Origin of the sequence: Cohnella sp. CFH 77786 (assembly GCF_019400745.1) — a bacterium.
Lineage (GTDB): Bacteria > Bacillota > Bacilli > Paenibacillales > Paenibacillaceae > Cohnella.
On the sequence record NZ_WJIB01000001.1, the window covers coordinates 1 to 23365 of the forward strand.

Sequence of the window (23365 nt, forward strand, 5' to 3'; positions counted from 1 at the left end):
CAAACCTGCAAAAGTTGCCATAGTTGCTACTTCTAACAAGCTTCTGCGGCTCATTTACGGCATTTGGCGCAACCAAGAGATATTCTGCGCTGAATAACATCAAATTTATAGGGATATTTTACCACAAGCGTACTTCGGCAAGTAGGCTTATTTCGGTATACCCTATTTTGTTCTTATGAATGATTTGGACTTTCTCATTGACTTTGATTAGCTGGTTTAGCTGATGCTTCCGGCCTCTTCGAATTACTTGAAATTTTTTTAACTCCCTTTGATCCTGAGATAATCCTTTCGATTAGAAATCATAAGGATCTACGGTTTCAAAATCTTCTGGAGTCAATTGATCTCTTTCTCTTAACATCTTCAAGAAGTTTTTAATGGTATCTTGAAGAGCTTGTTCAATTGTTGAACCTTGCCCTACTCCACCTTCTTGCCCGAACTGACTCTTTAACTGCAAGTTGGTAAAGCCGTAAAACATTCCATTTGTGTCTTCATAAATCTTAATTTTAAATTTTGCCCATGGTGTTAAATTAAGCTCCCATATATTAAACTCAGCAACACATTTTTCGATTCTTGCAATACCTTCGATTTTTATGTCTTTCCAAAGATAATCCATTTCATCACCTATTAAATGTCTTTAATTGAGATCTCCCTACGAGCATTCCAACATATCTTTCGAGCTCTAGATTTTTCAATATTTGCTCTTGAACCCGGAAGTTTCAGCTAACTTCTTATTCGTGAACTTGTTCGCGAATCCCTCTTCCCCTTGTTATTCCCGAACCTTCTGAAACCCTGGCTAAAAAAATCAAACAAAATCAAAATAAATAAAGCATCGCCCCCCCTCCCCCGATTTATGAGTACGATAGCGGGCCACAACAAAAAGGAGATGGCGACCTGCTCGCTATCTCCCTTTCCTGACTCTCCCGGCTTCCTCGCGATACTCGCTGGGCGTTTTACCTGCATATTTCTTGAACATTTGCCCGAAATATTTGACGTCCTCGTAGCCGACCATCGCGGCCACCTCGCTGATTTTCGCGGGGGAAGAAAGCAGGATTTCCGCCGCGCGCTCCATCTTCTTCTTAACGACGTAATCGACGAACCGCATGCCCGTTTCCTTCTTGAACAAGTCGCTCAGATGGCTCGGATGCACATGCACGTGTTTAGCCACTTGCTGCAGCCCGATATCCTCGCCGAGCATTTCCTCGATGTATGCCAGAGCTTTGCGCACATGCGACGTTTGACCTCCCGCAAGTTTGCCGTGATACAGCTCCATTGCGGAGTACAAATGCTGGAAAAGCAACTCCCCCGGCGCCGTCACCAGTTTATGCGGCACCGCTATCGGCTGGTCTTCCAACGCAGAGCTTTGCCCAGTCGCGACCAACACGCGTTCCAGCCAGCGATGTGCAGCGATCGCGACGGATTGGAGCGCGGCTTCGAACGTACGCGGAGTCGCTTCTGCATCCTCTAGCAGTTGTCTCACGTATTGCTGCACCCATGCGTTCAAACGAACCGGATCGTTCTCCAGCAAGATCGCCGACAGCTCCTTCTCCTCTTCGGCCGAGCAGACGGATTTGCCGCCCCTGCGGCTTCGGATGTCTTCGAAGCTCCAATGCGATTGCTTCAACAACGGTTTATACGTGAACGCGATATCGGCCGCTTCATACGATTCGTTCAGCTTGCGGGGATGATCGACGTCGGTGCCGGCGACGACGATCAGCCTGCACTTAAGCAGCCGTTCGATTTTGTGGAACGCCGGCCGGAAATGTTCCCGTCCCGTGATCGGAGCTTCCGAGTGCAAAGCCGCCACAATCCGCCGGTCTTGAACAAAGCCGATGCCTGGCAGCGTATCCTTCATGGCATTATCGACCGCGAACAGAAGCAACGATTCTTCTCTCGCGGCAGGTCCCCATCCTTCGGCGGCCACCAGGACGACGCGCCAGACCAGGGCTCGCTTCGCTCCGTCCCCCGCAAGACAAGTGAACCACTCGGGCAGCTCGGCGCCTGCGTCTCCGCCCGGTCCTACCTCTCCCTCCACGATCCATCGCTCGAACCGGCGCAAGTATTCCTCGCGTTTTTTCCGCTCCTGAGAGGTGAACGAAGCGTGACGTTCCTCGATCCGCTTCTTTACCTTGAGCACGGCTTTAATGATTTCTTCGGGCCGGCTCGTCTTCAGCAAGTAGTCGCTCACATTCTGCCGAATCGCTTGCTGTGCGTAACTAAAATCGTCATAGCCGGACAGGATGATCACTTCAAGCTGCGGGAGCAGCTTCATCGCCTCTTCCGCAAGCTGCAGTCCGCTCCTGCCTGTCATTCGGATATCGGTCAGCATCATATCGGGCTGTTCCGCCGCCAGCCGCTCGAGCGCTTCCTCCGCGGATGCCGCCGGGGAAAGCAGCGTAATGCCGAGCTCGTGCCAATCGATGACGGTGGCCAGTCCCGTGCGAATGATGACTTCGTCATCCACGATCATGAGTTTCATTCGGGTCCCTCCAATATCGGGATGGAGAAGGAAATCCGGGTGCCGGCGTTCGGCCGACTGTCGATCTGCAGGCACGATTGCGGTCCGTAATGAAGCCGCAGCCGTTCGTTGACGTTTCGAAGCCCGTAGCCGGAAGCGCCCCCGTCAATCCCGGCCGGGTCGGGGCTGCGCAAGCTATCCCTGATTTGCTCCAGCCGTTCATCGGACATGCCGGCTCCGTCGTCGAGAATGAGAAATTGCATGTCGTTTCCCCGCCGTTCCAAATAAATCGCGATCGTACCTTTACCCGTTTTTTTCTGAATGCCGTGAATCATCGCGTTTTCGAGCAACGGCTGAAGCAGCAGCTTCAGCATGTATTTGTCCGACAGCTCCGGATCGATGATATATTCGACTTCGAATTGGTCCGGAAAACGGAGCGCCTGGATTTGCGTATAGTTGTGTATGTGCGCGAGTTCCTGCCGCACGGGACAGTAATCTCTGCCCTTGTTCAAGCTGAATTGCAGAAAATCGCTCAGAGCCCCCACCATTTCCGCGATGCGCTTCTCATCGGACATCAGCGCCATCCAATGGACGGAGGACAACGTATTGTATAGAAAATGCGGGTTGATTTGCGCTTGTAGCGCCCGAATGTCCGCTTCTTTTTTTCGCGTTTCGTTACGGATCAACTGTTCTTTCAATTGTTTGATGTGCCGGCCCAGCTTGTTGTAGCTCTCGCTCAATTGGCCGATCTCGTCGTGCGACGAAGGATGATATAAGGGCATCGGCTCGTCGGGATTGATTTTGCTAAGAAGACGCGACAGCACTTTAAGCGGATTGGTTACGCGCTGAATGACGAACAGAATAAGTCCCGTGTTCATCAGAATGGAGATGACGACAGCCGCCGCCGTTAATTGCAGGATATACGTGTTCTGTGTCCGTTTCAGGTCGTCGGGCGCCAGGCCCGCGAGCGTCCAGCCCGTCGTAGGCTCCGGGTAGAGAATCCCGTCCTTCCGTTCCGCATTTTGTCCGTAATGGAACAACGCGTATTTTCCCGTGATCGCCGGACGCGTTAATCCCGGAAACACCTCGTGAACGTTCCTGGACAACCAAGATCTCTCCGTTGACGACAGGATGCTTCCACCCTCATCGAACAGCAACACCTGCCCCTTTCCTTCGCCGAATCGCGGCTCCTTCCAGAACTCCGCGATGGCCGATTCCTCCAGACTGATGACCAACCAACCGATATCCTCGAACGTATAAATGCTTCGCATAGGGCGAATCAATGAGATGACCCGGTGTTTCCCGGCGTAATTGGTGATGTCGTACAATCCGGTCCATCTTTTTTCCTTCACTTGGGCGATGTCCACCTGCTCGCCAAGTGTCGATTCGTAGATATTCGTGGTGGATAAGACCGGATTGAACCGCCGGGGATAAATCGTGATATTGGAAATGTAGTTCTTGGAGCTGATCAAATCGCCCATGAAGCTGAGGATGCGGGTTTTGGCCTGTTCGCTCACCGCCGTCGTGCTCAAATAAAGCTGGATGTCGCTCTGGCCGGTCAACAGAATCGAAAGACTCTCCACGTCGGAAATGACGAACCGGAGCTTTCGCTGCATCTGCCCCATCGTGTCGATACTCGACTGCTCCAGCTTCTGCTCGGTTATGTCCGTCGACATCGCATACGTGAAAACGCCGAGCAGGGAAAGCGGAAGCAAGGTCGATACCAGCATCAAAAGCGAAAGCTTCCGCTGCAGCGAAGCCGCGATCCACCTCATCTCCTTGTCCCCTCCTGCTGCGTTATCTGCGAATGGCCGCCGCTTGCGTATCCTGCAGCTGTTGCGCGACTTTATACACATTGCCGCCCAGCAGAACTTCCTGGAGCCCGCTGTTGATCGACTCCACCGCGGGCAAGCTTAGGTTCGCGTCGTAAACGGGACTCATCCGGACGTTGCCCATAAGCTCATAGAGTTCAAGAAACAAGGGATGAGCGCGCTCCTTATCGGGCTCCATTCGGTAACTGACCAGCGTGCTGCTGGCCAGCGTCGCGGCTTGGCCTTCCGGACCAGCCAAGGCGTAGAACAGCTCCATGGCTGCTTCTTTCCCAGCGCCCTCCAGATTCTTGTTTACGCCAAGTCCCGTGCCGACGACTCCCGATACCGAACGGGGGTCTCCTCTTCCTCCCGGTATCGACGGCATGATGGCCAAGTGCGTATGCGCGAGCGCCTCCTTCGGCATGTTCTGGACGAGATAGGAAGTCGCCCACCCGCCGTTGAAGAACATCGCCGCTTTCCCGTCGATAAACAGCTGCATCATTTGATGTTCGTCCAGCAACTGAAAGTCGGTTGGAAAAGCGCCTGCCTTGCCGAAATCCTGCAGCAGCTTAAGCGCCTGGATGAATTGGGGATCGGTGAACTTGGCCCTATCCTGATTCACCGCTTTCAGAAACCACTCCGAACCCGTGATCCGGTCGGCCAACGTGCTGAAGATCGTGGACTGCACGACCCAATTCGCTTTGTTCCCCAAGGCGATCGGAATGACACGATGCTCGTTGAAGATGCGGACGGCCGCAAGCAGTTCCTCCCACGTTTGAGGCACTTTCACGAGATAGCGGTCGAACAGGGCTTGATTGTAATAGAGAATGGACGTCGGGGCCAAGTTCATCGGAACGGAGTAAATCTGGCCGTCCACGGTGTATCCGTCGAAAGCGTGCGGAATGAACCCGTCCCGCCATTGCGGCTTGCTGTCCAGGTAACCGCCGATCGGCTGCAGCAAGCCGCCTTTGACGAAATCCCGCGTCATCGACTCCGGCCACATGACGAATAAGTCGGGCATTTCGTCGGAGGCGGCAAGCGTTCGCAGCCGAACCCTCAAGACGTCCGTAGGCAAGCCGATGTCCTGAAGTTCAATTTCGGGATGGGCGGATCGGAATTCGTCCAGGATCGCCCGCATCGCTATCGCCTTGGCATCCAATCCAGTCCAATTATGCATGAGCGTCAAGCGGACTGGATTCGCATGGTCCCCATCATTCCGAGCGACACTGGAATTCCCGATGCCGCAGCCGGCCAGAGGAACGACAAGCATCGCCACGATCAGGACAACCCAAACCGCAACGCGCCGCGTTCCCATGTCCATGCCCCCCGCTCCTGAATCTTTTTAATCATTTTATCTAGAGATCGGCTCAAGTACAATCTTGCGAACGGGCGGCGCATAGGAAACGGGAATGAAGCCACCGGGAACGGTTCGTTCCGGTGGCCCGCCCTTGCTTACGGATTTTTCGCCGCGATTTGTTGACCGAGCTCGTTCAGTTTTTCATAAGCATCTTCGATCGAGGTTTTGCCGAACATGACGCCTTCCATGGTCGACTTGTACGTATCGACCCATTCCGTGAAGCCTTGCGCGATCGGATAGAACGGCAGCGCCTTCTCCAAGGCCATGTCGTACACTTTTTTGCCCAGCAGGTCTTTGGGCTCCATCGTGGGCTCCAGCGTTTTGTAGATTGCCGGATTGATCGGAATGCCGCGGGTCATCTTGAGCGCCTGCCCGGCTTCCGGATCGGTGATGAACCATTTCAGGAACGCCTTGGCCTCTTCCTTGTTCTCCGAATTCGCGCTCACGCTCAGGAAAATCGTCGACTGCGCCCAGCCGCCCCCGGCCACGCCGGTCGGAACGCCGACGACGTCAATTTGATCTGGCATCATCGAATAGAGGGCGGCTACGGAACCCGTCGTCGCTCCGCCGGTCATCACGATGCCGGTCGCCATCGGGTCGGCGTTCGGATCGTTCGGGACGAAAGAGAGAGATTTGTCGGCCGGAGGCACGGCTTGTTCTTTGCGCAGCTGCTCGAAAGTCGTATGGTATTTCATGAACAGATCTTTGTCGAGCGTGAACGTTTTGCCGTTGTCGCTCATGAGCGGTTTTGCTCCGTTCGCGGTTTGGTACCAGTTGTACCAATCCCACAAGTTGGTTGAATCGCCGATTCCGTACTTGCCTTTCGGAAGCTTGGCTCTCGCTTCGCGGGCGAAAGCGAAATAATCGTCCCACGTCCAATTCTTCTGCGGAAGCTTGATTCCGGCGGCTTCCAGAGCCGGTTTGTTGAAGGCGATGCCTTGCGCGTTCTGGCTCAGCGGGATGCCGTACAGCTTGCCGCCGATTTTTAGATTTTCGAGGACGGACGGATCTACGATGCCGGACAAATCAAGATCGGACAGATCCTCGAGCACTCCCTTGGCGGCATAATCCTGAATGTAGGCGGCGTCCATCTGCAGGACATCCGGGACCGTCTTGGACGCCGCAAGGGCGGGAAGCTTCTGCCAGTAACCGTCCCAGGCCATGTAATCCGGCGTGAAAGTAATGCTCGGATGCTGCTTCGTATAAATCTCGAGCGCCTTGAGCGTCGCTTCGTGACGGGCATCCGGCCCCCACCACATGATGCCTAACTTTTTGGCCTCGCCCGTTTTCTCCGCGTTTCCGCTCGGGCTGGCCGAACTGCCGCTTCCAGCCGGCGAATTCGAAGATGAATTGTCTCCGCCGCTCTTGCCGCCGCCTCCGCAAGCCGAGAGCGTCAGCATTAGAGCGATCATGAGAAGCATTAAACCTTTGAGCCCTTTTCTTTTCATCGTGTTTGCCCCTTTCGTTTTTTGGACTGCCTGAATTTCGGTTATCCTTTTAAACCTGTTGTGGCGATACCCTCGACAAAATGCTTCTGCGCGAGGAAGAACAGGACGACCGACGGGAGGACGGACAGCAGGGACATGGCGAGCAGCTGGCCCCACTGAATTTCGAACTGGTCGATGAACATCCGCAGCGCGAGCGCGACGGTGAATTTCTCGACCGAGCTCAAGTAGAGAATTTGCGCGAAGAAATCGTCCCAGCTCCAGACGAAGGTGAAGATCGCGACCGTGACGAGCGCCGGCTTGATCAGCGGGAATACGATCCTCAGGAAAATGCCGTACACGGAGGATCCGTCAATCGTCGCCGCTTCGTCCAAATCCCGGGGAATGCCGCGGATGAATTGCACGATCAGGAAGACGAAGAAGGCGCCGCCGCCGAAGAAATGCGGCAGGACGAGCGGAACGTAGCTGTCCACCAGCCCGATCGAATTGTACAGAATGTACTGCGGGATGATCGTGACCTGCGTCGGCAGCATCATGGTCAGCAGCAGAATCGCGAACCACATGCCCCGCAATTTGAAGTTCACCCTTGCGAACCCGTAGGCAACGAGCGCAGCCGTAACGACGCCGCCGAACACGTTTCCGATTTCCATCAGAAGCGTATTGGCGAAGAAGTGCGTGAATGAATACTGGGCCGAGAAGTTCCAGCCTTCCGAGTAATTGCTCCACATCGGAGCCGAGGGCCAGATGGCGGGCAATCTCATTTCATCCAGAGGCTTCAGCGAGGCGCCTACCCACCAGATGACCGGATAGATCATGATCAAGGAGAAAACGGTAAGGAACAGATGGCTTGACCATCTCGGACGAATCAGGGTCATCTGTCTCTACCTCCTTCGGTTTCGTAGAACACCCAGTATCGCGAAGCCAAGAAGTTGAGCGCCGTCAGCGCCGCCACGATCACGAGCAGAATCCAGGCCAATGCGGAAGCGTAACCCATTTGGAAATGCTTAAACGCTTTCTCGTAGAGGAACATTGCGTACATATAAGTGGATTGCACCGGCCCTCCCTTCGTGATGATGAAAGCTGCGGTGAACATTTGAAACGAGTTGATGATCCCCAGCACGAGGTTGAAGAACATGACCGGAGACAGCATCGGCAGCGTGATGTGGAAAAACTTGCGGATTCTGCCCGCGCCATCTACGGCGGAAGCCTCGTACAGCTCTTGCGGGATCTGCTTCAGCCCCGCCAGGAAGATGACCATCGTCGAGCCGAACTGCCACGTACCCAGCAGGATCAGCGTTCCGAGCGACGTATCCGGGTTGGAAATCCAGCCAGTGCCTTCGATGCCGAACCAGGCCAGAATCCCGTTGATGTAGCCGTCTGCGCCGAACATGTTGCGCCACAGCACGGAGACGGCGATGCTGCCGCCGATCAGCGACGGAAAATAAATCATCGTTCGGTAGAAGTTCATGCCCCGCAAATTTTTGGCCAGCAACATCGCGACCATCAGCGAGAAAAACAATTTCAGCGGCACGGAAACCAGCACGAAAGTGAACGTGACGGTTAACGACTTCTGGAACACGTCGTCGCCGGAGAAGATTTTCCGGTAATTGTCCATTCCCGTCCACACCGGATCGGCCAGCATGGAATAGTCGGTGAACGACAGATAGAACGACTGGGCGATCGGCCATAACGTCAGCAGCAGAAACCCGAGTAACCAAGGGGATATGAACAGATATCCCGCCAAGTTCCTCTCTTTGTATGCCATATATCTCTCCCCTCTCCATCGGATGATTGCTTGATAGACCTAACTATAATTGAGATCGCTTTCAAGGAGCAGGTGAATAATCCAGGGTCCAGGGTAGAATTTCTTATGATCCCTGCCGAAAATATGAAAAGACCGTCCACCGCGATCTCGACCCTCACCAAGCGGGGCGGCGCGGGCAAGAAATAAAAAAAAGAACCGCTGACGACGGCTCTTCGAACGATTTTGGTAAAGCCATTGGCGAAGTATTCGTTATTTATCAGATTATCATTGACTTGATCACTTCTTTTTTATTATCTGATTGATTTTATTCATTAACCATGCAGTAAGAAAAGAAATCTGCAAGGATACTATTATTCCGACAACTAATAATAAGCCTTCATCATTTGAGGGTTGAATAATCCAAGAAAATATTAAAAATAATATTATTGAACTGAAGACTGAAACCAATAACCAACCAATTGTCTTTGATTTAAGTTTTGATCTCATCATTTAACCTCACCAGCATTGATTTCTGATAACATTCCCAGTCAGCTTCCATGATTATACATCGGACGACCAAGGGCCACAGCGTGCACCGGCTTCTTCGATTCAGTTTTCATTTCTTCTTGCTAGATATATATAAAACTCCAAGTCCTCGTACCGTTTGTATGTCTTCATATCATTAATATTTATTTTCATTTTATTGCATATACTCTGAAAATTACTTGCTTTATTGTATTTCTCAAAATCCATATAGAAAAGGAGCCCTTCATTCTTTAATAGTCTCTGACATTGTTTTCATGTCTCCCCATAATTGCCGATTTGGTTCATTGTTGATCCGATTATAGTAATTAAATCGAAACTCTTATCGTCTATTGAATTGCTTAAGAAATCACAACAAACTACTTCTGAAGGATTATTATGTCCCTCTCTCAGCTGTCTATATTGAAATAGATCACAAATCTCCCTATCAATATCAATGCTTGTTAAATGACCATATCCATTTAGTTCATATCCAAGAAAGTCGTCCCAATCCCCGGTGCCGATACCAATATTACATACACTCATTCCTGGCTTCAGAACAATGTTTGATTGAAAATAATCTTTTGTTTCAAATTCTGTATATAACGACAACGGCGATAGATTCCATTTTCCGGCTTCTGGGTCCCGAAGTGATAGGTAATATTCAAATTACTTCATATCATCCATTAATTTTGTCCTCGCTTTTTTGGTTTTCGGTGTATGTCATATAACGTCTTTTGTATTCACGACGCGACCCGGCCTTAGATAACTCTTATCTTAGGCCGGGTCGTGTGTTGTCTGAATTCCACGATTATACATCTGACAACCAAGGGGCGAAAGCCTCCGCAGCGTGAATGCAGTGTTTATACGACGGAACCTCTTCTTCGAATTATCTTACAATGTATTTATCGTTCTTCACGATTTCTTCGATAATTTCTGATAATTGTTCTTCTTTATATAGATGTGTGTATAGCTTGTATCTATCCATTAATTCTACTTCGTTCTCAAACTCCGTTAACAAAATCAAACTACGATCTCCCATTCGAAACTCTACTGGTCTTAATTGATCCCTGAATATTATTGTTTCTTTATCTACCAACAATACGACATATACAATTCTGATATCTCTATCAATCAATTCCTGTGAAAGCCATTGCACTTCTTTTGGAAATGCCACATAGTCGATTATTACATCGTATTCATAGTCTAATAAATTCTTTGTTATGCTTAGAATATTCTTCCAAGTCAAATCTAGCGTATCTTTGTCAAGCCAAGGTTTCCCTCGCCCATTAACAGGAATAAGACTTACATCATCTCCTGATATATAAGCACTTCTATTTAATTCTTTAACCAGTCTTTGAGATGTTGTAGATTTCCCAACACCGGCAGGTCCTGAGATTATATATACTGTATTTTTCATTTTGGTCCTCTTTTATTTGGATTTAGGTTCTGTCGTATAACGTCTCTCGTATTCACGAACCCGAGAACCATAAGCCCCAACGGGGCGGCCGCGACGCGGTTAGGTTCGCAGGGTTGTCCGCCTGGATCATCTTCCTTGAAATTCCTCAGGCGGACCGAGCAGCCAACAGGCTGTGATGCGTGAATATGATGTTAGCTGAAGTTAATGTCTTCTTCGAATTGCCTACAAAATTCTTCTTCTCTTTAGAAAATCTTCTCCTTCTTTTTCAAACCAGTCTAGAAAGCTATTATCGATGTGATCATGGTTTAATGTCCCCATATAATCTGTACCCGATTTCATTGAAAAATAATCTGACTCGATAGAGTAAATGTTGAAATAAACATGGTCTTGATCTTCAACTCTGACGATACCTTTCATTGCTTTAATCATTCCGTCTTTATCCATATAGCTAAATGTTCTGTTAGATTCGATTATATAGAACGGAAATTCCAGGGGAGTCTCCACAATTGTTTGAATTACCCGAAGCTCATTCGGTATTGAATTAAAGTAATCCGTTGCTTTTTGCTCATCCTTGAAAATCCCAGAGACCCAAGAACTACGTTCATCTGATGCTTCTATGATATACACTTAGAGTTCTCCTTTATTTTTTCAATCACATTAATTTCAGCACTGACTGAATCAGCAAACTGCTTGTTGATCATAGTCGATATTCCGGATTTCTCACCTTTATTGAAGTTCATCTCTATCCCTAAACCTGTTCCCCAATAAACTCTATCTCCTGCTCTGTCCAATTCGTCTCACTGTATGCTTCCTGCAAACCAACCTGCCGGATTAAGGACTTTGAAACCCTCTTCTGCTGCAGTTTTGCCATGAAGCTCCCCTTGAACGGCCAAGGGCCCATCCGAATCTCCTTCTGACTAACCCAACTCGCGACCAATTTCGCTAGTCCGGCCGGAACCAGTGTCTCCGATTTCCCGAACCCGCCGGCATACCATGGATGCTCCTCGCTCTTGGTCGCTCCGGGCTTGTTCAAACACACGTACAGCGAAATATCGTCGCACAGCTGCAACAACCCGAAATGCCTTCTAACGACCTCATCCGTCGGCATCGCGATTCGATGCTTAATCTGCTTCTGCCGCTCGCGCTCCAATTCCAGAAACCGCACAATATCCGTCTGGTCCGCAGTTGCAGAGGTCATGAACGAGCAATAATGAATGCTGCACAACAGCGCCGCGTACTCGTTCATCTCCTGCACTTCGTCGATTCCAAGTTTATAGTGAGCCAACTTGGGAACCAACGGATAGTCCATGAACGTGAAGGGAAACGAACTCCGGTCGTTCCAGAGAGGAACGTCGTCCAGCCGGATCCATCCCCTGTCGTGCTCGTAGATCGCCGTCAGCACATCGGAGAAATACGTATCGTCCACGAAATAATGATCCGCAAAATGCTTCGCCACATCCCCGGATAATCGAGCGTGATCGTGCTGGGTCACCATCAAGAAATCGTCGTCGGTTTCGCGGACGATCATTCCCCAATCACCTCAGCCTTGAACGCTTTCTTCCCGCTGCTTGGACAACTCCCGGATCCGTTTCAGATTGTTCTTGAAATCGAACCGGAAAAGCCAATCGTCGTACTTCTCCGGGATCGTCACGCCATCCAGATTCTCGTCGTTCGGATCCAGCCCGGATGCCAAACCGATCGCAAACCGCAGATACTCCCGCACCTCGCGCAGCGTATCGATCGAACAAGGTTCGCCGTGACCGGGAATGATCGCGTCGATCTCCAGCTCCGCCTCAATGCGGTCAAGGATTTTCAGCCACTCCCACGGGTTGGCGTGACTCATCGTCGGGTGGAAGCCCGAGAGCACCAGGTCCCCGATCACCACCAGCTTCTCCGCCGGCAGATACAGGAACGCGTCGCTGTCCGAGTGGCCGCCCCCGAAAGTCATGAGCCGCGCGGACCGTTTGCTGCCGTGAACCCACATCTCCTCGTCGAACGTCAACCCAGGCAGCGTCAACCGAAACTCCGGCAGCGTACGGACGTACTCGCGTTCGGCCATGACTTCCCAACGCATTTCTTGCCGGATCTTCTCGTCTTCCTCTTGCTCGATATCCTTTTCCCATTGATCGATCATCCCGATCAACTCATCCGTTTTGGACCGATGTTGGGCCAGTCGATCCGCTACCGAACCAGCCAAGACTTCGCGGATTTTGCCCGTGGCGATGAACTGAGCTTCCGGCGCGAACATCTGGTTGCCGTTGACGTGATCCCCGTGAAAATGCGTGTTGAAGACATAAGCAACCGGTCGCCCCGTCAACTGCTCCGCAGCCTGCCGCAAATCCCGAGCCGCCTGCAGGCTGAGCGTCGTATCGACGACCAGCGTCGCGTCCCCCAGGTCCACGATGGCCGCATTGCCCAGCGAGCCGGAACCGGGCACGCAGATTGCCGCATAGACGCCCTCCGCCACTTCCTTCAACCGAAAATACGCAGAACCCGCGAACGCTTCAACCGTTTTACTCATGATCCGCATCCATCCTCTCCAATAGGGACTTCTCCATTTCGATAACGACGATCTTGCGCAAGCTCGGATGTTCGACGGTTTTGTATCCGCCGTTCGGCGCGAATCCGATCCGGATATAGAACAGCAGCGCCCTCGTATTCGGATTGTGGCAATACAGCTTCAGCCGATCCGCCCCCAGCTTCACCCGGGCCTGCTCCATCATGGCCTGCAGCAAAAATTCCGCCGCGCCCCCGCGGCCCCGCCACGACGGCGCAACGATGACGTTGCCGAGCCAGCATGACTTCTCTTCTTCATTCCAGTCGTACAAATTGGCGTAAGCGGCCACCTTGCCGGATTCGGCGTCGCACACGACGGTCGGATGAAACCGTTCCGATGCCGTCTGCCAAATCTGTTCCGGCGTCAGCGGATACGAGGCTTTCGGGCTGACATAGAACAACTCCTCCGCGCTCTGCGGAAATGAACAAATCGCCTCCAAATCGTCCGGGGCTAACGAACGATAAACCAGTTCCATCGCGCTATAACCTCCTATTCGCCACCCGCCTGCAAGAGTTCATAGAGATTCCAAAGTCCGTACCCGAGAAGTACTGCTCCGGATACATAATTAAACCCCCGCATTGCCTTCAGACTCACCATTCGGCGCAGCAGCCCTACCGTTGAACTAAGCAGCAGCCACCACAAAGCGGATCCGGCGAATACGCCCAAGACAAGCAGCATCGCGGACGCCTCGCTTCCGGCATTCCGCTTCATCCCGGCAAAGATGCCGACGAATGAAACGATGGTCATCGGATTGGTCAGCGTCAGAAACAGCGTAGTGAAATAGGTACCGGCGTAGGGGCTCGTCCCTCCGGATTCGATTTCTCCTTCTCTCTTCACGGGAGCCGTAATCGTACGATAGGCCAAGTAAACCAGGAAAACGGCACCCGCCGCTTGTATCCATGCGGATTGCCGCACGAGAATCTGCGTCACGAACGTCAGCCCCAGAACGGCGACCGCCCCGTAAATTCCGTCTGCCGTCGCAGCGCCGAGTCCGCACAAGAAGCCGTTTAGCTTGCCGCGGCTAAGCGTCGTACGGATGCACAATAGTCCGATCGGTCCGACCGGCGCCGCGATGGACAAACCCATGATGACCCCTTGCATCCACGCCGCCATGATCTACTTTCCCCCAAACCTACAGCGTCACCACCAAATATACTGCCGCAGCCCACATGACGAGCGCGGACACCTTGTTCAGCGCGCCGACCAGCTTGCCCGTCGGATCCTTGCTTCCCACGAAATGGCCGAGCGCGGCGAGCAGGAAAAACCACATCCACGAAACCGCCATGCAAGCGCCCGTGAAGGCAACTTTCTCGTAACCGCTATATTGGATCGAGCTCGTTCCGATCACGCCGATCGTGTCCAGGATCGCATGCGGATTCAGAATCGAGATCATCATCGTGTAGCTGATCAATCGAAGCGTCGAGGCGCCGCTATGTCCGTTGCTCTTATTCGTATCCGGCTTCGCCTTCCACGACATATACCCCATGTAGAGAAGGAACAGAGTGCCCAGCACGACCAGCACCGTTTTCATCCAGACGAAATTGAGCACCACGACGGAAACGCCGGAAACCGCCAACGTTATGAGCAGCATGTCGCATAATCCGGCCGCGGCGGCGATCGGGACGGCGCGCCCGAACCGGCGGACGGCGCCTTGCGAGAAAACGAAGAAGTTCTGAACCCCAAGGGGGATAATCAATCCGAATGCGAGAATAAAACCGTGTACGAATGCTGCGGCCATGTTGTCTCCTTTGCCGTCTATTAGCTCCGATGAAGCTCTCTCTATCATACCATATAGTGGAAACGCAACAATAGAAAGAACCGCCGTTCAAGAACGGCGGCCCCGGCCAACAAGGCGCAATCACTCGGATTATGCTTGGAACGGCATGCCGCCGCCCGAGGATTTTCCTTCGAGCTCTCTCTCCCGCTTCAGGATTTCTTCCATCGAAGTACCCAGCGCCGCCTGCGGACCGGGGAAATGGTTCTTGTAATACGCGAAATCCATGATGATGAGCAGCACGATCATGCCGGCCAAGGCGTACCCGGCGATTTCGTTCGGCGGAATGACCATGACCACGCAGATGAACGCGATCCACAGCAGCGAAACGATGGCGATGAAGTTGCTGTATTTGCCGAGGTGCCACGGGCCGCGGTGCTTATTCTGGAATCTCCCTTGGGACGTGGCGATCAGCTTGAGCAGGATCGGAATGCCGTAAGCGACGTAGAGACCGACGACGCTGACCGCGGTCAAGAAGGCAATCGTCGTGTAAGCCGCGTCCGGATTCGCCGTTTTGATCAGATAATCGATGAAAGCGAGCAGGAACGACAAGACGATCGACAGCCAGATCGCTTTGGCGGGCGTGCGGTATTTCTTCGAGATTTCGGCCCAGTGGCGACTGCCCGGCATGCCTTTGTCGCGGGAGAAAGCATACATCATCCGGGAGAAGGACGTGATGGACGACAACCCGCAGAACCACATGGCGAGCGTGACGAGCCACAGGATCACTTTGCCGAAGGTGCCGCCGAGCGCTTCGCTGATGACGTAGATGAAGGCGTTGTCCGCGCCGGTCGCGGCTCCCGCGTCCTTGATGGACAAGGTGACGAAAGCCAGCATGACGAAGCCGAAAACGAAGGAGTAAGCGACGGAAGTGAAAATGCCCCAAGGCGCGCGAACGCGGGGGTTGACGGTTTCTTCGATCGTATGGGCGGAGGCGTCGAATCCGGTGAAGGTCCATTGCGCCTGCAGGAGGCCGATCAGGAACGCGAACATGTACGGTTTGTCGGAGAACGTCTGGCCGACGTCGAACAGATAGCTCACGGGGTTCAGGCCGCCCTTGGTGAAGAGGGCCAGCGTCACGACCAGCACCGCAACGATGGCGATATGGTACCAGGCCGAGAAGTCGTTCAGGCGCGCCACGATTTTGATGCCGATGTGGTTGAAGATGCCGTGCGTGATCAAAATGACGGTGAAGGCGATGAGCGTCGTGGTCAGCGTAGAGTGGTAGCCGAAGACGCTGCCGAGCAGCGGATCCGCGAACAGCGCCACCGAATAATCGATGCCGGCGACGATCCCGATCTGGCCGATCAGGTTGATCCAGGCCGTGTACCAGCCCCAGCGTTTGTTTTTCAAGATAGCCGCCCAATGGTACAAGGCGCCCGCGGTCGGGATCGCCGAAGCGAGCTCAGCCATCGAAGCGGCGACGAACATGACGAACAGCGCCACGAGCGGCCAACCGAAGCCCATCATGCCCGGTCCTCCGTATGTAAGTCCATGGCCGTACAAGGATACGGCGCCCGTCAGGATCGAGATAATCGAGAACGAGATGGCGAAGTTGGAGAACCCGCCCATGCTGCGCATCAATTCCTGCGCGTAACCGAATTTGTTCAAGTCTTGTTTGTCCTTGTCAGGGTGAAGTTGCATCCCGCTCATCGGTTGACCTCCTCATCGTAAAGTGGAGCGATCCAATCGGAAACTCACTTGCCAAGGAAGCTTTCGTACTTGCTCTCGTCGAAATTGCGAACGTTGCTGCCCGCGACTTTCACGACGAATACCGCAAACAAACAGGTTACCGCGAGCAATGCGATGCCCAGCGCCAGTTCCACTCCGCTCACCTCCTTCGGTACGCCTGGCGTCCGCCCCTTGACCGCCGGCTACAATTCCAGATTGACGCCGCTCGTCCTCTGCTCGAGCATTTTTTTCAGAACCGTGCCGATGTAAGCGCCCGCCTCGACGGGAGGCGTTCCCCCGCGGTGAATGTTGGAAATGACGGTGCGGTCGCTCTCGACCGTCCCCCGGCGGGGCCGGTAGCACATATAGGCGCTCATGGATTGGGAGGTGACGAGGCCGGGTCTCTCCCCGATCAGCAACACGAGCACCTCAGGCTGCAGAATGTCGCCGATAGGGTCCATCACCGCCACGCGGCCGCCCCGGACGAAGAACGGAGTGCCGGCGCTGAGCCCATAAGCTTGCAGCGAGTCCATGAGCGAAGGGTAGACGTCCCTCAGGTTGGCCTCCACCGCGTTGGCGCTTAAGCCGTCGGACACGACGACCTGAACTTGAGGCTTCGCCGCGCAGCGGCTGCGGATCCGCTCAACGCCTTCGTCGGTCACGATCCGCCCCATGTCCGGCCTCTTCAAATAATTCTCCGTGTTTCCGAACCGCGTCTCGACGGTAAACAACCCGAATTCGTCCAACAGCGACGAATCCACCGTGCCGTATACCGAATCGATAGCCGCGGCATGGTCGCAGCGGAAACGGAGAACCTCCTTCGTCAAGGGCCGGGTCCCGCACCTCCAGACGCCGATTCGCGCCGGGGTGCTGGCCAGCAGCTCGCCCAGCCCTTCCTCCCACTTCGGATCCGGCACATGGGCGATACGTTCGCCGTCCGTGATCGATTCGGCGACCTCCGGCAGCGCGGCGGCGATATCGGGCATTGGATTCGCCGTTTTCGCCGTCTGGGCGGTGGCGGCATTGGACGGGGCGAGCTTACGTTCCAGCTCGGCCATGACTCGATCCACTAACTGATCGATCGGGATAACGGGATTCAAACCGAACTTCCTCCCTTCGCGCGCTCACATGAAAATGGTCGGGTCCCCGGCGATTTTCGTGAGACGGCCGTTCTCCATGATGCCCATGCGCTCCAGCCATTGCTCGAAAGCCGGCGCCGGACGAAGCCTCATCGTCTCCCGAAGCGTGGCGATATCGTGGTAGCTGGTCGATTGGTAATTCAGCATGCAATCGTCCGCCATCGGGACGCCGATGATGTAGTTGACGCCCGCCGCGGCGAGCAGGACGGCCAGATTGTCCATGTCGTTCTGGTCCGCTTTCATATGGTTCGTATAGCAGACGTCGACGCCCATCGGGAGCTGCTGCAGCTTGCCCATGAAATGGTCCTCGAGTCCGGCGCGGATGACCTGTTTGCTGTCGTACAAGTATTCCGGCCCGATGAAGCCGACCACGGTGTTCACGATAAACGGCTTGTACTTGCGGGCCAGCCCGTAGCACCGGGATTCCAGCGTCACCTGGTCGATGCCGTGATGCGCTTCGGCGGAGAGCTCGGAGCCTTGGCCGGTCTCGAAATACCACAGGTTCGGCCCCGTTCCCGTGCCCTCCCGCCGGATCAGCTCATCCGCTTCGTCCAGCAGCCGCACGTCGATGCCGAACGCCGCATTGCCGTCCTGACTGCCGGCGAGGCTCTGGAATACCATGTCCGCGGGCGCGCCGCTCCGGATCGCCTTCATTTGCGTTTTGATATGCGCCAGCACGCAGTTCTGCGTCGGAATCCGCCACTTGTCCATGATCTCCTTGGTGGTCGCCAGGATCGCCTTGACGCTGTCCGCGGAATCGATGACCGGGTTGATCCCGATCACCGCGTCCCCGATCCCGTAGCTGAGCGCTTCGTACAGGGAAGCCGTCATGCCCGGAATGCTGTCGGTCGGGTGGTTCGGCTGCGCCCGCCCGGCCAGGATGCCCCGCTGGCCGATCGTGATGTTGCAATGCGTCGTAACCTCGATTTTGGATGCGGCCTGGACCAGGTCGAGGTTCGTCATCAGCTTGGCGACGGCCGCGACCATCTCGCTGTTCAAGCCGCGGCTGATGCGGCGGATCTCCTCGTTGCCCGTGCTTTGCGCCAGCAGATATTCGCGCAGCTCGGCGACCGTCCAGTTGCGGACTTCCGCGAATATTTTCTCGTTTACCGCCTCTTCGATGACCCGGGACACTTCATCGGTTTCCGGCGGCAGCAGCGGATGCTCGCGGATATCCCCGAGCGTCAGGTCGGCCAGCACCAGCTTGGCCGCCATCCGCTCCTTGGCGTCCTCCGCCGCGATTCCCGCGAGCTGGTCTCCCGATTTCTCCTCGTTGGCCTTGGCCATGACTTCTTTCAAATCCTTGAATTGAAACGTTCTGCCGAATGCCGCGGCGGCCAGCTTCAACCGTCCGTCACCTCCTCTCCCCTGTGGAAAGCCAGCGTTTTGACGACCACGGGCACCATCGTCCCGGAGATCGGTTCGCCCAGATCGACGTAATCGCCCAGGTCGACCCGGATTTGATCGATGCAGATCACCTTGGGAGAAGGGCCGAAACGCCGTTCCAACGCTTGCCCCAGCGCTTTGGCGACATCCTCTCCGCAGATCGCGGCGAAAACGCGATTGCCGGGAAAAGACCTCTTGTAGCTTCCCGCGATTGCTTCCGCCAGACGCTGGATCTCCGCGTAACCCGCCTGCTGCAGACCGGAGATCGCCAGCGCGAACGGCGGGGAAGCTTCACTGCCGAACAGGCTGGCCCCTTCCCTCATCGTCCTCTCCAGCAAGTCTTCCAACGATTCGGAACGCTGGAGCATTGCCGGGGCGAGATCGACCTTCATCACGGGCAAATTGCGGATCGGCAGCAGCCCGGCGTCAAGAAACACGGTTGCCCCGCTGATCTCCGTGGTCTGCATGCCCGCGCCGATCACGGTGGCGCGCACCGTCTGCGCCGGTCGTCCGAGCCGGATGGCCGGATAGGACCCGGCTTGCTCCTTCAGCGAATGGGCGAGCAGCGGACCGATGTCGCCATGGACGGCCGCCTCCTCGACGTTCGAGGGTTTGGGGCTATCCATGAGCTGCCCGATGCCGCCCGAGATCGTCCACTCCTCCAGTACCGGCATCGGCTCCAGCGGCGCGCCGAGCAACAGCGCCGCAACGGACTCACGGCTGGCTGCCGCCTTCCCCGCCAGGCAATCGAGCATGTCGCGGCTCATCGCCAGGCAAAGCTCTTGCAGAAGGTCGAAGCTCGCTTTCCGTCCCGGTTCGAGCCGATATCCGCAGGCGTTCAGCCATGGCCTGAGCGAAGGGGATACCCCTTCTACGGTGCCGAAGGCGTCTAAGCGGATCAGCCTTCCGCCGACGTGGAAGGTTACGGTCCCGGCCGGCTTGCCCCGGCGGAAAACGGCCGCGTTCGCGGTTCCCCCGCCGACGTCGATGTTCGCGACGGCCTCCCGCGCGGCGCGCGAGCGATCGTCCGCGCCGGCGCCTTTGCCGGCTAGAAGCCCCTCCAAATCGGGACCCGCCGTCGCCACCACGAAATCGCCGGACCGCTCGGCGAGCAGGTGCAGGATTTGCCGCGCGTTTTTCTTGTTCGCCGTCTCTCCGGTGATGATCACCGCGCCGGATTTCAACTCCGCCGGTCGGATGCCGGCAGCTTCGTATTCCCGCTCGAGAATCCGCCAGATCCGCTCCGCGTCCACTTCGTCGCCGGTTCGCAGGGGCGTCTCGTAAATCGGACTCTGGTAGGCAAGCAGCCGTTCCGTAATGCCGTACCGGGGCAAGCTGAGCGCGCCGGAGGTGCGGGCCAGCTTCAAGCGGCTCACGATCATCTTGGTCGTGCTCGTGCCGATGTCGATCCCGACGCTCGTGATCCAGCGGTCTTCCGCCGACGCCGGCGGCTGCGTGCCCTTCGTTACCCGTTCTTCCGTTTGCCGAACCATCGCTCCGCTCCGTCCTCCAGGATGCTTCTCGCCATGCTGGGAATCGGAATCCGCTGCGCCATGCTGGTCTCCCGCAGCTTGCGGTACGCTTCATCCTCGCCCAGCAGCAAGTCCCGCATGAGGACTCCCTTCGCCCTCTCGACCATTTTGCGATCCTCGACCGATTGCTTGAGCGCCTCCAGGTCCTTCTTCAGCGACTCCAGCTTCTCCCGCTGACCAAGCGCGATTTCCACGGCGGGAATCAGATCCGCCTCCGACACCGGCTTAACCAGATAGGCGGACACCCCCGCTTCCCGCGCGTCCTGCACGAGTTCCCGCTGACTGTAGGCGGTAAGCAGCAGAATCGCCGCGTTCTGGTCCTGCAGGCTGCGAATGATCCGGGATGCCTTGATTCCGTTCATGACCGGCATCTTCACGTCCATGATGACGAGATCGGGCTTGAGCCGCGCCACGAGCTCGATGGCTTGCTCGCCGTTCTTGGCTTCCCCCGGCACCCGGTAACCCTCTTCCTCCAGCATCTCGCGGATGTCCATCCGGATGATCGGGTCGTCATCCACGACGACAATCGAATGGCTCATGGCCGATCGACCTCCTTGTGCCCTTTCTCCCGAAACGGGAAAGCGATCTGAACGCGGGTTCCGGCTGCGTCGGAACGGATCGTCATCGCACCGCCCAAGTTATCGGTGACGAGCGTCTCCACGATCCGCAGGCCGAGCCGGTTCCGCCCGGGCGCACCCGTTTCGGTATCCGCAACGAAACATGCTCCCGCTTCCTCCATGCCGCACCCGTTGTCCGAAACGATCAAGCTGGCCAGTTGGCCGTCGCAGCCGAACGTAATCGTGATCTCCCCGGTTTCCCTGTCCGCGAAAGCATGTTTGACGCCGTTATGGATCAGTTCGTTAACCGCGAGCGCGAGCGTCGTCGCCGCATCCGAAGGGAGGTCGAGCTCGCTGCCGTTTAAACGGACGCGGATCGACTGATCCGGCTTCGAGGTCGACGATATCGCGTTTCGGGCAATCCGTTCGGCGACGTCGCGGAAAGGAATCGTGTCCGTGCCTTCGTGAGCGAGCATCTCGTGGATTACGGCGATGCTGTTGATGCGGTTGATGCTGTCCCGGTAAACCTCCGCCACTTCGGCGTGTTTCGTCCGCCTCATCTGAAGCCGGAGCAGGCTGGATACGGTTTGAAGGTTGTTTTTGACCCGGTGGTGGATCTCCTTGATGACGGCGGATTGGATGAGAATCTGTTTCTCCTTCTCGATCAAATCCGAAATATCGTGGACGAGCATCAGCCCCCCGACCGCCCGCTGCTCCCGGTACAAGGATACCGCCTTCAGCACGAGCACGGTGTTTCCGAACCGGATCTCCTCGCTGACCACGCTTCCCTGACGGATGAAGCTGCCGGGTTCCAGACGGCCCGAAAACAATTCGCCCAACGCGCGGCCTTCCGCCGGACCGGTCTGTCCGATTCCTTCAAGCATTCCGCGAGCCTGAGGATTCGTATAAGTCACGATTTCCTTGTCGTCGAACAAAATAATGCCTTCGTGCATGAGCGACTGCATGCTGCCTTCCGACATGGCGACCGTGAGCAGCGTGCGGCTCAGCTGTTCGTTCGATTCCAACAGCCTCTCCACGTTCCGCTCCTGCTCGACCTTCTCGGAGATGTCCTGCTCCATGATCAGGACGCCGATCACCTTGCCGGCAGGGGAGCGGATCGGCACCACGTTCTGCTGAATGGCGATCTGCTCCTGGGAGATGCCCCGCGATCCGACGACCGGCTGGCCCGACACGAGCGAGAACAGCACGGCCGGCTCGTTGCGCGCGTACGCGAGCTGTCCGACGACCGATGTTCGGTAGAGCGAAGGAAAGGTTGCCGGGTGGGCTTGCGCCACGACGAGGGCCGCGCTCTTGTCGGCCGTCGGGCAGTCGATGAAGACGTCGGATTGCGAGACGTCCGCGATGAGCTGCAGGCAGCGCGCCAAATCCTCGATGTAACGCGTTTCTTCAAACGTCAGAACCGTTCCGGACGTGCACAATTCCGCGATCGTTGCCATGGCCAATCCTCCGTTGGCGTTGTCTACTCTCGCTTCCATTGTCACACAATTCGGACTATTCGTGATCCCCTTCTCTCGTATTTCCCTTATTTTTGTGATCTTGCACAAGGGAAAGCAGCTTTTCTCTCAATTCCCCGATCCCTTCCGACGTTTCGGAGGACGTCAGGAAGATATCCGCCGCCGGCAACGATTGCCTGAGCAAAGCAATCGCGCGCGGCACGTCCGCCTTGGGATGGTCGGTTTTCGTCACCGCGCCGAGCGCCGGCACCGGAAAACCGCTCGCGAACCCCGGCGGGAAATAATTGCGTTGGCGCGTGGCGTCGTGCACCATCAGAACGGCGGCCGCTTCGTGCGACGTGGCCATCAGCGAACGGTAATACAGCGGATTCTCGCTGTATTCGCCGGGCGTATCGATCATCCAATCGCGGTAGACGAGGCTTTGCGTTTTGGCCGCGGGCTTCTTCTCCCCGAACAGCGCCTTCACCAAGGTCGATTTCCCTGCCCCGACGGCTCCGATGATCATGATCTTCTTCATCCG

Annotated in this window: 23 protein-coding genes; all 23 read right to left on the reverse strand. The window is 55.3% G+C overall.

Annotation, left to right across the window (positions count from 1 at the left end):
• Positions 1–292 precede the first annotated feature (292 nt).
• The 23 genes from GE107_RS00005 to GE107_RS00110 all read right to left on the reverse strand — a co-directional run bounded on the left by GE107_RS00005 (position 293) and on the right by GE107_RS00110 (position 23362).
• Complete coding sequence (locus GE107_RS00005; RefSeq protein WP_219637353.1) at positions 293–613, reverse strand: hypothetical protein; 321 nt, start codon at positions 611–613, stop codon at positions 293–295.
• 285 nt (positions 614–898) lie between these two features.
• The gene (locus tag GE107_RS00010; RefSeq protein ID WP_219637354.1) at positions 899–2476 is read right to left on the reverse strand and encodes a helix-turn-helix domain-containing protein; all 1578 of its coding nucleotides are present in this window, start codon (positions 2474–2476) and stop codon (positions 899–901) included.
• Positions 2473–4230: a sensor histidine kinase gene (locus GE107_RS00015; protein ID WP_219637355.1), complete on the reverse strand. Its 1758-nt coding sequence runs from the start codon at positions 4228–4230 to the stop codon at positions 2473–2475. Before GE107_RS00015 ends, GE107_RS00010 begins: the two co-directional genes overlap by 4 nt.
• Before the next feature lie 22 nt (positions 4231–4252).
• On the reverse strand, positions 4253–5581 hold the full coding sequence (locus GE107_RS00020; RefSeq protein ID WP_219637976.1) for an extracellular solute-binding protein: 1329 nt from the start codon (positions 5579–5581) through the stop codon (positions 4253–4255).
• Between the two features lie 137 nt (positions 5582–5718).
• Entirely contained in the window at positions 5719–7071 is a 1353-nt protein-coding gene (locus GE107_RS00025) for an extracellular solute-binding protein (RefSeq protein WP_219637356.1), read from the reverse strand.
• A gap of 41 nt (positions 7072–7112) precedes the next feature.
• Positions 7113–7943, reverse strand: coding sequence for a carbohydrate ABC transporter permease (locus GE107_RS00030; protein WP_219637357.1), 831 nt, complete (start codon positions 7941–7943; stop codon positions 7113–7115).
• Positions 7940–8833, reverse strand: coding sequence for a carbohydrate ABC transporter permease (locus GE107_RS00035; RefSeq protein WP_219637358.1), 894 nt, complete (start codon positions 8831–8833; stop codon positions 7940–7942). Before GE107_RS00035 ends, GE107_RS00030 begins: the two co-directional genes overlap by 4 nt.
• Before the next feature lie 777 nt (positions 8834–9610).
• Entirely contained in the window at positions 9611–9880 is a 270-nt protein-coding gene (locus GE107_RS26940) for a class I SAM-dependent methyltransferase (protein ID WP_370636222.1), read from the reverse strand.
• 343 nt (positions 9881–10223) lie between these two features.
• Positions 10224–10754: an AAA family ATPase gene (locus tag GE107_RS00045; protein ID WP_219637360.1), complete on the reverse strand. Its 531-nt coding sequence runs from the start codon at positions 10752–10754 to the stop codon at positions 10224–10226.
• A 222-nt stretch (positions 10755–10976) separates the two neighbouring features.
• A complete protein-coding gene (locus GE107_RS00050; protein ID WP_219637361.1) occupies positions 10977–11381 on the reverse strand; it encodes a hypothetical protein in 405 nt (134 codons plus the stop codon).
• Positions 11382–11502: 121 nt separating this feature from the next.
• Complete coding sequence (locus GE107_RS00055) at positions 11503–12282, reverse strand: DUF3891 family protein (protein ID WP_219637362.1); 780 nt, start codon at positions 12280–12282, stop codon at positions 11503–11505.
• A gap of 12 nt (positions 12283–12294) precedes the next feature.
• The gene (locus tag GE107_RS00060) at positions 12295–13275 is read right to left on the reverse strand and encodes an MBL fold metallo-hydrolase (protein WP_219637363.1); all 981 of its coding nucleotides are present in this window, start codon (positions 13273–13275) and stop codon (positions 12295–12297) included.
• Positions 13268–13786 (reverse strand): GNAT family N-acetyltransferase, encoded by a 519-nt coding sequence (locus GE107_RS00065; protein WP_219637364.1) that lies wholly within the window; start codon positions 13784–13786, stop codon positions 13268–13270. The genes GE107_RS00060 and GE107_RS00065 overlap by 8 nt, the downstream gene beginning before the upstream one ends.
• Before the next feature lie 14 nt (positions 13787–13800).
• Positions 13801–14424: a LysE/ArgO family amino acid transporter gene (locus GE107_RS00070; protein WP_219637365.1), complete on the reverse strand. Its 624-nt coding sequence runs from the start codon at positions 14422–14424 to the stop codon at positions 13801–13803.
• A 19-nt stretch (positions 14425–14443) separates the two neighbouring features.
• The gene (locus GE107_RS00075) at positions 14444–15049 is read right to left on the reverse strand and encodes a LysE/ArgO family amino acid transporter (protein ID WP_219637366.1); all 606 of its coding nucleotides are present in this window, start codon (positions 15047–15049) and stop codon (positions 14444–14446) included.
• 129 nt (positions 15050–15178) lie between these two features.
• The gene (locus GE107_RS00080) at positions 15179–16738 is read right to left on the reverse strand and encodes an amino acid permease (RefSeq protein ID WP_219637367.1); all 1560 of its coding nucleotides are present in this window, start codon (positions 16736–16738) and stop codon (positions 15179–15181) included.
• A gap of 44 nt (positions 16739–16782) precedes the next feature.
• A complete protein-coding gene (locus GE107_RS26280; RefSeq protein ID WP_255570149.1) occupies positions 16783–16911 on the reverse strand; it encodes a hypothetical protein in 129 nt (42 codons plus the stop codon).
• A 48-nt stretch (positions 16912–16959) separates the two neighbouring features.
• A complete protein-coding gene (eutC, locus tag GE107_RS00085; protein ID WP_219637977.1) occupies positions 16960–17814 on the reverse strand; it encodes an ethanolamine ammonia-lyase subunit EutC in 855 nt (284 codons plus the stop codon).
• 66 nt (positions 17815–17880) lie between these two features.
• Entirely contained in the window at positions 17881–19242 is a 1362-nt protein-coding gene (locus tag GE107_RS00090) for an ethanolamine ammonia-lyase subunit EutB (RefSeq protein WP_219637368.1), read from the reverse strand.
• On the reverse strand, positions 19239–20774 hold the full coding sequence (locus tag GE107_RS00095; RefSeq protein ID WP_219637369.1) for an ethanolamine ammonia-lyase reactivating factor EutA: 1536 nt from the start codon (positions 20772–20774) through the stop codon (positions 19239–19241). The genes GE107_RS00090 and GE107_RS00095 overlap by 4 nt, the downstream gene beginning before the upstream one ends.
• Positions 20747–21352, reverse strand: coding sequence for an ANTAR domain-containing response regulator (locus GE107_RS00100; RefSeq protein ID WP_219637370.1), 606 nt, complete (start codon positions 21350–21352; stop codon positions 20747–20749). The genes GE107_RS00095 and GE107_RS00100 overlap by 28 nt, the downstream gene beginning before the upstream one ends.
• A complete protein-coding gene (locus GE107_RS00105) occupies positions 21349–22827 on the reverse strand; it encodes a sensor histidine kinase (RefSeq protein ID WP_219637371.1) in 1479 nt (492 codons plus the stop codon). Before GE107_RS00105 ends, GE107_RS00100 begins: the two co-directional genes overlap by 4 nt.
• A gap of 55 nt (positions 22828–22882) precedes the next feature.
• Positions 22883–23362: a EutP/PduV family microcompartment system protein gene (locus GE107_RS00110; RefSeq protein ID WP_219637372.1), complete on the reverse strand. Its 480-nt coding sequence runs from the start codon at positions 23360–23362 to the stop codon at positions 22883–22885.
• Positions 23363–23365 lie beyond the last annotated feature (3 nt).